The following is a 10,201-nucleotide window of genomic DNA, read 5'->3' as shown; positions in this document are numbered from 1 at the left end:
GTAGTCCTCTAGTTGCGGTAGTACGCGATCGCAACTACCGCAACTAGAGGACGAAACGCGGCGGCGAGGGGTCAGGCGGCGGGGATCCAGTCCGGGTTCGAAGCCAGCACGGTCAGCTGCTGGGTCGCTCGCGTGAGAGCGACGTACAGCACCCGGCGTCCGGTGGTCGACTCCGTGATGAGGTCGTTCGGTTCCACCAGTACGACGGCGTCGTACTCGAGGCCCTTGGAGTCGAGGCTGCCGACGACCTTGAGCCGCTCGTCCGAAAGCTCGCCCAGCCAGCCCTCGACCTCGGGCACCCGGTCCATCGCGGTGATCACGCCGACGGTGCCTTCGACGGCCCCCATCAGCTCTTTCACCGCGGCCTGCGTCGCCGCCTCCAGTCCGGAGGCCTCGACCGGACGGACTTCCGGCGTGATGCCGGTCTGCCGCACCGCGCGCGGGAGCTCGTCGGCTTCGGCGTGCCCGGCGACGACCTTCGCGGCCAGATCGAAGATCTCCGCCGAGTTCCGGTAGTTGGTGCGCAGGGTGAACCGGCGCCGCGTCGTCTTGACCCCGAAGGCCTGGTCCCGCGCCATCGCGGCCTCGGCCGGATCCGGCCACGAGCTCTGCACCGGGTCGCCGACCACGGTCCAGCTCGCGTACTTGCCGCGCCGTCCGACCATCCGCCACTGCATCGGCGAGAGGTCCTGCGATTCGTCGATGACGACGTGCGAGTACTCGTCGTAGTGCTCGGGCCTGGCCGGGGCACCACCGCGCTCCGGGTTGACCTCGATGCTCTGCCTGCCCTTGCGCCGCTTCGGCGGGGGGCCGATCAGGACGCGCAGCTCGTCGAGCAGCGCGATGTCCGCGATCGTCCAGCCACGCGAACGATCGGCGAAGTCGGCGGCGAGCATGCTGATCTCACCGCGGTTGAGCAGGCCCTTCGCCGCGACGGCGAGCCGCTTCTCGGCGCCGAGCCAGCGCAGGATCTGCGCCGGGTACAGGATCGGCCACCAGACCACCAGGAACCGGTGGAACTCGATGCGCTCGCCGAGTTCGGCGACCAGTTCGGCCTTGTCGATCTGACGGCCGTCGTCCTTCGCGTGCTGCTCGGCCTTCGAGGCGAGCGCGTCGAGCAGCAGCTCGGCGGCGCGGATCCGCGACCGGTTCGGTGGCCCGCCCGCGGTGTGCACCTTGCGGCGCACCTTGTCGAGCTCACGCGCGTTCAGCCGCAGCACCTCGCCGCGGTAGACGATCTTCATGTCCTCGGGCGCGTCTTCCGGCGCGTCCCGCAGCGCGCGCAGCAGGATTTTGCGCATCCGCAGCGACCCCTTGATCGCCGCCAGCGGGGCCGGGTCCTGACGGGTCGCTTCGAGGCCGTCGAGGACCTCGCCGAGCGCGCGCAGTTCGACGTTCGTCTCACCCATCGACGGCAGCACCCGCGAGATGTAGCTGGTGAACACCCCGGACGGGCCGATCACCAGCACACCCGCGCCGCCGAGCTGGCGGCGGTGGCGGTAGAGCAGGTACGCCGCGCGGTGCAGCGCGACCGCGGTCTTGCCGGTACCGGGGCCGCCGGTGATCTCGGTGACACCGCGCCACGGTGCCCGGATGACCTCGTCCTGCTCCTTCTGGATGGTCGCGACGATGTCCCGCATCTTCTCGCCACGCGACCGCCCGAGCGCGGCCATCAGCGCGCCTTCGCCGACGATCCGCATGTTCTCGGGGACCGCGCCGGCGATCAGGACGTCGTCGTCGACGTCGAGCACGTTCTGGCCGGAGCACCGGATCACCCGGCGCCGGACGACGTCCATCGGCTCCTCGGCGGTCGCCTGGTAGAACGCCGCCGCCGCGGGCGCGCGCCAGTCGGTGACGAGGTTGTCGAACTCGGCGTCGCGGATGCCGAGACGACCGACGTAGATGTGGTCGTCGTCGAGGTGGTCGAGCCTGCCGAACACCAGGCCCTCGTACTCCGCGTCGAGGGTCTGGAGGGTCTGGTTGGCGTGGAAAACCATCATGTCGCGCTCGAACAGCATCGACGCCTGTTCGAAGATCGCTTCACGCCCGGCGCCATGGCCGATCTCATAGCCCTTGGCACGCATGGCCTCAGCCTGGGCTCGCAGTTCGGCCAGCCTGGTGTAGACCGTGTCCACATGGGCTTGCTCGATGGCGATCTCGGCCCGTCTGACCCGAGGTTCGGACACGCAACGCTCCTAAACGCTTCTATCGCCTCCGAGGGCGAAGGACGACTCTACGCGAGCTGGGCGGCGGCTTCACCAAGTCCCGTCCAACGTCACGGCGGAAGCCGTTGAGGCACGATGCCCCAATGACCAGGATCGTGGCGGGGACCGCGGGCGGCAGGCGGCTGAAGGTCCCGCCGAAGGGCACGAGGCCGACGTCGGAACGCGTGCGTGAAGCGCTGTTCAACGCGTTGGAGGTCGCCGGCGAACTGCGGGGGGCCCAGGTCCTCGACCTCTACGCCGGTTCGGGCGCGCTCGGGCTGGAGGCGCTGTCGCGGGGCGCGGCGGGCGCGCTGTTCGTCGAACACGACCGGCGCGCGGTCGAAGTGCTCAAGGGGAACGTCGCCGCGCTGGGACTCGGCGGCACGGTCCGTGCCGGGACCGTCGAGTCCGTCGTCGCCGCTCCGGCGCCGGGAATGTTCGACATCGTCCTCGCGGATCCTCCGTACGCTGTGGATTCCACCCGCCTGGGAGAGGTCATGGCCGCGCTGGCGGCGGGCCAGTGGGTCGCGGACGGGGCGCTGGTGGTGATCGAGCGGGCCGCGCGGGACGGCGAGCCGGACTGGCCGCCGGGCTTCGAGCCGATGCGGACGAAGCGCTACGGCGACACCGCGCTCTACTGGGCGGAATATCAGGTGTGAGACGGCGCACGGATGAACGCGCAGGGGTGCCTTCTCCTTGGTAGCGTCCGCGCCATGCGGCGTGCGGTCTGTCCCGGGTCCTACGATCCGGCCACCAATGGACATCTCGACATCATCGAGCGGGCGGCGAAGCTGTTCGACGAGGTCGTCGTCGCGGTGGGGGTGAACAAGAGCAAGAAGGGCCTGTTCACCACCGAGGAGCGGATCGACATGCTGCGCGAGATCACCGCGAAGCTGCCGAACGTGCGCGTCGACTCGTGGCAGGGACTTCTGGTCGACTACTGCCGTGAGAACGACATCGTCGCGGTCGCGAAGGGGCTGCGCTCGGTCAGCGATTTCGACTACGAACTCCAGATGGCGCAGATGAACCGCGAGCTGACCGGGCTCGAAACGCTGTTGATGGCGAACAACCCGGAGTACGGGTTCGTGTCGAGCTCGCTGGTCAAAGAGGTGACCGCGCTCGGTGGCGACATCGAGCACCTGGTGCCGCCGGTGGTGTTCAAACGCCTCGGGGAGAAGTACTCCGAACGAGGTTGACCCGAACGGCCGAAGCCGTTGGTCGGTCAGTGGTGAGCGGCGATGAAGAGTTCATCTCGACGCCTCCTGGTGAATACACGATCGGGTTACGGTCCGAAAATGACCCACAAACGATCGCGGATCGCCGCCGCGCTGCTCGTTCTGGTAGTCACCTTTTTCGGGGGGATCAGTGCCGCGCAGGCCGCCTCCGTCTCGATCCAGCAAAACCCCTGTGGGGATCTCACCGGCTTCAAACACTCGTCGCTGTCTTCGCTGCCCGCCGAGGCGACGACGACGTACAACCTCATCCAGAAAGGTGGGCCGTACCCGTATCCGGACAAGGACGGGACGGTCTTCTCGAACCGGGAGAACATTCTCCCTAAGTGTGCTTCGGGCTACTACCACGAGTACACCGTCCCGACCCCGGGCTCCTCGAACCGCGGCACGCGCCGCATCGTGACCGGGACCGGCGGGGAGTACTTCTATACCGGGGACCACTACAGGTCCTTCTCCGTGATCGACGTCAACGGCGCGCCGTCACCGTCCTGCGGTGACACCTCGAAGCTGACGAAGGTCGGCTACTCGACGCTGTCCTCCGCCGCGAAGTCCGTGGTGGACAAGGCCCGCGGCGGCGCGACCGGCACGGTCTACGAGAACCGCGAAGGCGTGCTGCCGTCGTGCGCCGCCGGCTACTACCAGCTGTTCCCCGTCGGCACGAGCGACCGCGTGATCTCCGGCAAGGGCGGCGAGATCGTCTACACCCCGGACCGCTACGCGACCTTCAAGCTGGTGAATCTCAACGGCTGAGCCGTCCGTGCAACGTTCCGTGCCTCCCCGTCCGTGAGTTACACCGGAACACGGATGAGGAGGCACGATGCGGGCTGGGGACGATGCGAGCTTCAGGGAGTTCGCCAGGGACAAGGCGCTACCGCTCAGGCGGACGGCGTACCTGCTCTGCGGCGACTGGCATCTCGCGGAGGATCTTGTCCAAACCGCGCTCATGAAGCTCTACCGGGTCTGGCCGAAGGTCCGCCGGAAAGGGCCCGTCGACAACTACACGAGGCAGATCCTGATGCGCTGCTGGCTCGATGAGCGGCGGCGACCGTGGCGGAGCAGAGAGAACCGCGACGGCGTCGTCCCCGAAGAGCCCACAGCCCCGGCTGACGCCGGGATCTCGGATTCGCTGCTTCGCGCCCTCGCCGAGGTTCCACCGAAACAGCGCGCCGCCGTCGTGCTGCGCTACTGCGCCGATCTCCCGGTCGCGGAGGTCGCCGTCGCGCTGCGCTGTTCGGAAGGGACGGTCAGGAGCCAGGCCGCGCGAGGGCTCGACGCCCTCCGCGCGGCCATGCAGAGACAGCACGACGAGGCTGTCTTCGGGAGGAGCGCGTGATGGACGAACTCGAAAACAGGCTGCGCGGGATCGAACTGGCCGAGCCGCCGCTCGGCTTCGACCCGGACGAGGTCGCCGGGACGGCGGCGAAGAAGGCCCGGAACCGGCGAGGGATCGTCGCGACGGGGGCCGCGACACTGGCGGTGATCGCGGCGGCAGTGGTCATCGTGGCGCCGGGAGGCGGCCCTGAGCGGCTCGCGCCCGCCGCGTCGTCGCAGCAGGCCCCGCCCGTGCCGAAGGACGATCTCCAGCACCTGAAGGACGTGGTGCCGAAGGTGATCGTCGGCGCGAAAGACATCGAAGTGAGGAACTTCGTGGGGTACGGGGACCTGAAGACCTCGGAAATCAGGTACACCGACGAGGAAGGGAGGCCGCGAGGCGTCAACCTCACGATCAGCGGTCCGGCGAGCACCAAGGACGGATATCCGCGCGAAGACCGGTGCGACCTGGGGAAGAGGCCCGACGGTATCGGGTCGGACCGTAAGCCGACGCGGTGCGTGGAACTTCCCCAGCCGGACGGAAACTTCGTCGTGATCGCCGAAACCGCGCCGAAGTCGGCGGACGGGACGGAAGGCGACATCATCGTCGGCCAAGGCTTCTCGGTCAGAAATCCCGTCACCCGCAACGCGATCGCCTTCCGGCCCGGTGGCGGCTCGGTCAACATCTTCGACCTCGGCACGCTGGACGACGCCGCCCGCGTTCGCCCGTCCCTGACCGACCAGCAGCTGCTGGCGCTGATCCTGGATCCGGCGTTCGTCCCGAAGTGATCATGGCGCGCGGTACCGGGCGGGACACGCCCGGTACCGCGCGCTTTCACCCCTTCCGACGGTGATGAGGGCAAACTGAGCTCAGGGAATGTGGGGATCGCTGTAGGTAGGGAGTGTGCCGTGTACCGGGTTTTCGAGGCGCTCGACGAGCTCGTCACCATCGTGGAGGAAGCCCGCGGCGTGCCGATGACCTCCAGTTGCGTCGTACCGCGCGGGGACACCCTCGAGCTGCTCGACGACATCCGCGACGCCCTGCCGGGCGAGGTGGACGACGCGCAGGACGTCCTCGACAAGCGTGATCAGCTGATCCAGACCGCGCGCACCGAGGCGGCGGAGACCGTCTCGACGGCCAACGCCGAGGCGGACCGCGCGGTCGCCGACGCGCAGGCCGAGGCCGAGCGCATCCTCGCCGACGCCCGCGCCCGCGCCGAGCAGATGATGAGCGACGCGCACGGCGAGGCCGAGCGGATGGTCGCCGCCGGCCAGGCCGAGTTCCAGAACCTCACCGACCGCTCGCGGGCCGAGTCGGAGCGGATGATCCAGGCGGGCCGCGACGCCTACGAACGCGCCATCGAGGACGGCCGCGTCGAACAGGCCCGGCTCGTCTCGCAGACCGAGGTCGTCCAGGCCGCCCACGGCGAGGCGGCCCGCATCGTCGACGAGGCACACGTCGAGGCCGACAAGCAGCGAACCGACTGCGACGCCTACGTCGACGGCAAGCTGGCCGAGTTCTCCGAACTGCTGGCGACCACGCTGCGGACGGTCGACTCCGGGCGCAACCACCTGCGGTCCCCGGTCAACCTGCCGGGCAACAGCCGTACGTCGCTCTACGACTACCAGGCCTGACTCAGTCCTGTCGCGCGGTTTGCCCGCCGGAAGTACCTGAAGGCCCCTTCCTTACGCCTAGCGCAAGGTTGTCCCAATTTCCTTCATCCTCGCGGGGTCACACCGGTCGCGGAGCTTGATCAACAGAGGTTCAGGGAAGTGCCCCCTCCGGTACACGCCCGAGTGGGGAAGATTGCGGACGTTCACCGTCCCAAATCCTCCCCACTCGGCCCTGGGCAGGCACCAGAAATGTCAAGCCTGGACTGCCGCCAGCAGCGCTGACCAGCAGCCCCGCGACTTTGCCGGGACCCTGGTACCTAGCGCAAGGAAGGGGCCTTCAGGTACGTGGGGATCGAGTTTCCTCGGCTGAGCCGAGGGGAGGGGACCTTCACGCGCCGTGGTTGTGACTGACAGGGCTACTGGGGCGACCGGCCAAGTGTTCCGAGTCCTTCAAGGACTGCGATCCCGACTCATCCACCGGAGGTACCTCTCTTGAGGGGTAGGGCAAAGGTGGCGTGTCAGAGGGTCGCTGCCCCCATGGCCCGCCACCGCGGCCTGCTACCAAGCCTGACCGTAAACCGCTGGCGGTACCTGCGTACCCTGGTGATCGATGTCTGAGAACAAGTCGCCGCAGGCCAGGCCTGCGCAACTGGACGACCGAAGCCCCTGGGTGCTCAACACCCGCGAGCTCGGCCGCCACGCCGGCCTGAGCAAGGCCGTCCAACGCGCCATCCCCGTCGAGTCCGCGCTCGGTGTGCCCGACGTCATCACCATCGACGCCGGCTCCAGCCTGGAACTCGACCTGATCCTCGAGTCGGTCGTCGAGGGCGTCCTCGTCAGCGGCACGGCTTCCGCCGTCGCGACGGGGCACTGTTCGCGGTGCCTCGACCCGGTCACCGAGGACGTCGAGGTCGACCTGACCGAACTCTTCGCCTATCCCGGCTCCGCGACCGAGGAGACCACCGACGAGGACGAGATCCCCCGTCTGGTGGACGACCGGATCGATCTCGAGCCGACGGTCCGTGACGCGGTGGTGCTCGCGCTGCCGCTTGCCCCGTTGTGCACCGAGGATTGCCAGGGTCTGTGCATCGAATGCGGCGTCAAGTGGGCCGATCTCGAGCCCGGGCACGGGCATGAGAAGATAGATCCTCGGTGGGCCACACTGGTGAGCCGTTTCGGTGACGAAACGGGCGATGACCAGGCCGATGGCCCCGGAAAGCAAGCCTGACGAGCACCAGCTCGTTCCGGAGAAGCAAGTTCGCTCGCGACCGCGGGCAGACCGTCTGAAGGAGATCTACTCGTGGCCGTCCCGAAGCGGAAGATGTCGCGATCCAACACCCGCGCGCGCCGCAGCCAGTGGAAGGCGGCTCCGGTTCAGCTGGTGCCCTGCTCCAACCGCGCCTGCAAGCAGCCGAAGCTCCAGCACATCGCGTGCCCGGCCTGCGGCCAGCACAACGGTCGCCAGGTCGTCGAGCCCGCCTGATCGGCAGCTGACGACATGGGGGGTAAGTCGGCCGGTGGACCACCCGCTGACCCCGCACCACTGCTCGAGGCGCTCGGGATCACCATCGAACCCGAGCTGCTGACGCTGTCGCTGACCCACCGTTCTTATGCCTATGAGAACGGTGGGTTGCCGCCGAACGAGCGCTTGGAGTTTCTCGGGGACGCGGTGCTGGGTCTGGTCGTCACCGACCACCTCTACAACACGCATCCCGACCTGGCCGAAGGTCAGCTCGCGAAGCTCCGTGCCAGCGTGGTCAACATGCACGCGCTGGCCAGGGTCGCGCGCGGCCTCGGCGAAGGCGGACTGGGTACGCATCTGTTGCTGGGCAAGGGCGAAGAGCTCACCGGCGGCCGGGACAAGGCGAGCATCCTCGCCGACGGGCTCGAAGCCGTCATCGGCGCCGCGTACCAGCAGCACGGCATCGACCTCGCACGCAAACTCGTGCACCACCTGTTCGACGGTCTGCTCGCCGAAGCGCCGTTGCGCGGTGCCGGCCTGGACTGGAAGACCAGTCTCCAGGAGTTGACCGCGTCGGCAGGGCTTGGCGTGCCCGAGTACAAGGTCGAGGACACCGGTCCTGATCACCGCAAGGAGTTCAGTGCCACCGTGCTCGTCGGCGGGCGTGAACTCGGCTACGGCTCGGGGACGACCAAGAAGGAAGCCGAGCAGAAGGCCGCCGAGACGGCCTGGCGCCAGCTTTCGGCCGAACTCGACATCGAACAGCCGCCGAAAACAACCTGAGTCGCCTCAAGAGCGTTTCTCGCACTCCGCCGCCACTCGCACGACCGTTCAGGTCACCTGTGAGAGGGCGGCGGAGGCGTTTTCGCTGGCTATCCCGGCGACCGGCGGCTCGGAGCCCGCGGGCTGGTCGAGACCGAAGGCCTGTTCGCGGCTCCGGCCTCTGTCCGTCGACGAAAGCCCACAGCTGGGCGTGACCTTCCGTTGGCCGGTGGGAGAATCGGACGCATGCCCGAACTCCCCGAGGTCGAGGTGGTCCGTGCCGGGCTGGAGGCACACGTCTCCGGCCGGACGATCACCGAGGTCGAAGTTCTCCATGCCCGCGCGATCCGCCGCCACGAACTCGGCGCGGAGGACTTCAGCGGACGGCTCTCCGGCATCAAGATCACCGCCGCGCGCCGTCGTGGCAAGTATCTGTGGCTGGATCTGTCGGACGGTCAGGCCATGCTCGCCCACCTCGGCATGAGCGGCCAGATGCTCGTCCAGCCCGAAGAGGCACCTGACGAGAAGCATCTTCGCGTGCGATTCCGCTTCGCCGACAACGGGCCGGAGTTGCGCTTCGTGGACCAGCGGACCTTCGGAGGTCTCGCGCTCGCGGAACTCACCGAGGTCGACGGGACGGCGCTGCCGAGCACCATCGCGCATATCGCCCGCGACCCGATGGACCCGCGCTTCGACCTCGATCAGGCCGTTCGCGCGCTGCGGTCGAGGCGGACCGAGATCAAACGCGCTCTGCTCGACCAGACCCTTGTCTCCGGCATCGGCAACATCTACGCCGACGAAGCCCTCTGGCGGTCCAAGCTCCACTGGGCCCGTCCGACCGACAAACTCACCGCGGCCCACGGCCGGACCGTGCTCACCGCCGCCAGTGAGGTGATGGCCGCCGCGCTCGTCGCGGGTGGGACGTCGTTCGACGCGCTCTACGTCAACATCAACGGCCAGTCCGGGTACTTCGACCGGTCGCTCGACGCCTACGGCCAGGAAGGCCTGCCCTGTGGCCGATGCGGGACGGCCATCCGTCGTGATCCCTTCATGAACCGCTCGTCGTTCTCCTGTCCGCGATGTCAGCCACGCCCGCGCGTGAGGTGAAAACTGTCGTGTATGAATGCGGGCACCGCGTCAACTAGCATGAACGGGCACGACATGTAGGGAGTGGGATGGTGGCCGCGACCGAGCCCGGCAAGACGACGCTCGCCGAAAAGATCGACAAGCTGTTCCAGATCGTGCTGAGACCCGATCGTGAGCCGTACAGCCATGAGGAGGTCGCCAAGGCCTGCCGTGAGGCCACCGGCGAGAGTTTCTCGACGACCTACCTCTGGCAGTTGCGCACGGGGCGCCGCGACAACCCGACGAAACGCCATCTCGAGGCGCTCGCCCAGTTCTTCGGCGTCTCGCCGGCGTACTTCTTCGACGACGAGCAGAGCGCCAAGATCGGCGAAGAACTCGCGCTCCTCGGCGCACTCCGCGACGCCGGCGTCCGCGACGTGGCACTGCGCGCTGTAACGCTTTCGCCCGACGGGCTCGACACCATCAGCGACATGATCGACGCGATCGCCCGCAGAGAATCCGGACGGGGCGGCCCGAAGAGGGAGGTGTGA

12 protein-coding genes are annotated in these 10,201 nt (G+C 68.1%); 11 read left to right on the top strand and 1 reads right to left on the bottom strand.

What is annotated here, in order from left to right; translation table 11 throughout:
* Nucleotides 1-71: 71 nt before the first annotated feature.
* The gene (locus tag ACM6LR_RS29780) at nucleotides 72-2,186 is read right to left on the bottom strand and encodes a HelD family protein (protein WP_414942118.1); all 2,115 of its coding nucleotides are present in this window, start codon (nucleotides 2,184-2,186) and stop codon (nucleotides 72-74) included.
* A 104-nt stretch (nucleotides 2,187-2,290) separates the two neighbouring features.
* Between ACM6LR_RS29780 and rsmD the strand changes: the two genes are divergently transcribed.
* From rsmD to ACM6LR_RS29725, 11 genes are all read left to right on the top strand, one after another.
* Nucleotides 2,291-2,863, top strand: coding sequence for a 16S rRNA (guanine(966)-N(2))-methyltransferase RsmD (rsmD, locus tag ACM6LR_RS29775; RefSeq protein ID WP_414944990.1), 573 nt, complete (start codon nucleotides 2,291-2,293; stop codon nucleotides 2,861-2,863).
* Between the two features lie 54 nt (nucleotides 2,864-2,917).
* Complete coding sequence (gene coaD / locus ACM6LR_RS29770; protein ID WP_414942120.1) at nucleotides 2,918-3,400, top strand: pantetheine-phosphate adenylyltransferase; 483 nt, start codon at nucleotides 2,918-2,920, stop codon at nucleotides 3,398-3,400.
* Nucleotides 3,401-3,499: 99 nt separating this feature from the next.
* Nucleotides 3,500-4,186: a ribonuclease domain-containing protein gene (locus ACM6LR_RS29765; protein ID WP_414944989.1), complete on the top strand. Its 687-nt coding sequence runs from the start codon at nucleotides 3,500-3,502 to the stop codon at nucleotides 4,184-4,186.
* A gap of 67 nt (nucleotides 4,187-4,253) precedes the next feature.
* On the top strand, nucleotides 4,254-4,769 hold the full coding sequence (locus ACM6LR_RS29760) for an RNA polymerase sigma factor (protein WP_414942122.1): 516 nt from the start codon (nucleotides 4,254-4,256) through the stop codon (nucleotides 4,767-4,769).
* Nucleotides 4,769-5,536, top strand: a complete 768-nt coding sequence (locus tag ACM6LR_RS29755) for a hypothetical protein (protein WP_414942123.1) — start codon at nucleotides 4,769-4,771, stop codon at nucleotides 5,534-5,536. Before ACM6LR_RS29760 ends, ACM6LR_RS29755 begins: the two co-directional genes overlap by 1 nt.
* A gap of 120 nt (nucleotides 5,537-5,656) precedes the next feature.
* A complete protein-coding gene (locus ACM6LR_RS29750) occupies nucleotides 5,657-6,382 on the top strand; it encodes a DivIVA domain-containing protein (RefSeq protein ID WP_414942124.1) in 726 nt (241 codons plus the stop codon).
* Between the two features lie 589 nt (nucleotides 6,383-6,971).
* Nucleotides 6,972-7,589, top strand: a complete 618-nt coding sequence (locus ACM6LR_RS29745) for a YceD family protein (RefSeq protein ID WP_414942125.1) — start codon at nucleotides 6,972-6,974, stop codon at nucleotides 7,587-7,589.
* 72 nt (nucleotides 7,590-7,661) lie between these two features.
* On the top strand, nucleotides 7,662-7,844 hold the full coding sequence (gene rpmF / locus ACM6LR_RS29740; protein WP_005160412.1) for a 50S ribosomal protein L32: 183 nt from the start codon (nucleotides 7,662-7,664) through the stop codon (nucleotides 7,842-7,844).
* Nucleotides 7,845-7,859: 15 nt separating this feature from the next.
* A complete protein-coding gene (gene rnc, locus ACM6LR_RS29735; RefSeq protein ID WP_409490137.1) occupies nucleotides 7,860-8,606 on the top strand; it encodes a ribonuclease III in 747 nt (248 codons plus the stop codon).
* Between the two features lie 225 nt (nucleotides 8,607-8,831).
* Nucleotides 8,832-9,692 (top strand): bifunctional DNA-formamidopyrimidine glycosylase/DNA-(apurinic or apyrimidinic site) lyase, encoded by an 861-nt coding sequence (mutM, locus tag ACM6LR_RS29730; RefSeq protein WP_414942126.1) that lies wholly within the window; start codon nucleotides 8,832-8,834, stop codon nucleotides 9,690-9,692.
* A gap of 68 nt (nucleotides 9,693-9,760) precedes the next feature.
* Entirely contained in the window at nucleotides 9,761-10,201 is a 441-nt protein-coding gene (locus ACM6LR_RS29725; RefSeq protein WP_414942127.1) for an XRE family transcriptional regulator, read from the top strand.

The sequence above is a fragment of the Amycolatopsis sp. cmx-11-32 genome (assembly GCF_047608695.1).
GTDB lineage: Bacteria > Actinomycetota > Actinomycetes > Mycobacteriales > Pseudonocardiaceae > Amycolatopsis.
Note: the sequence above shows the minus strand (reverse complement) of the source record. Positions and strands in the feature narration are given on the sequence as shown.

Coding starts and splice junctions, on each gene's coding strand:
- coaD (WP_414942120.1), top strand. CDS start 2,918: ATGCGGCGTGCGGTCTGTCCCGGGTCCTACGATCCGGCCACCAATGGA.
- ACM6LR_RS29765 (WP_414944989.1), top strand. CDS start 3,500: ATGACCCACAAACGATCGCGGATCGCCGCCGCGCTGCTCGTTCTGGTA.
- ACM6LR_RS29760 (WP_414942122.1), top strand. CDS start 4,254: ATGCGGGCTGGGGACGATGCGAGCTTCAGGGAGTTCGCCAGGGACAAG.
- ACM6LR_RS29755 (WP_414942123.1), top strand. CDS start 4,769: ATGGACGAACTCGAAAACAGGCTGCGCGGGATCGAACTGGCCGAGCCG.
- ACM6LR_RS29745 (WP_414942125.1), top strand. CDS start 6,972: ATGTCTGAGAACAAGTCGCCGCAGGCCAGGCCTGCGCAACTGGACGAC.
- rnc (WP_409490137.1), top strand. CDS start 7,860: ATGGGGGGTAAGTCGGCCGGTGGACCACCCGCTGACCCCGCACCACTG.
- mutM (WP_414942126.1), top strand. CDS start 8,832: ATGCCCGAACTCCCCGAGGTCGAGGTGGTCCGTGCCGGGCTGGAGGCA.
- ACM6LR_RS29725 (WP_414942127.1), top strand. CDS start 9,761: ATGGTGGCCGCGACCGAGCCCGGCAAGACGACGCTCGCCGAAAAGATC.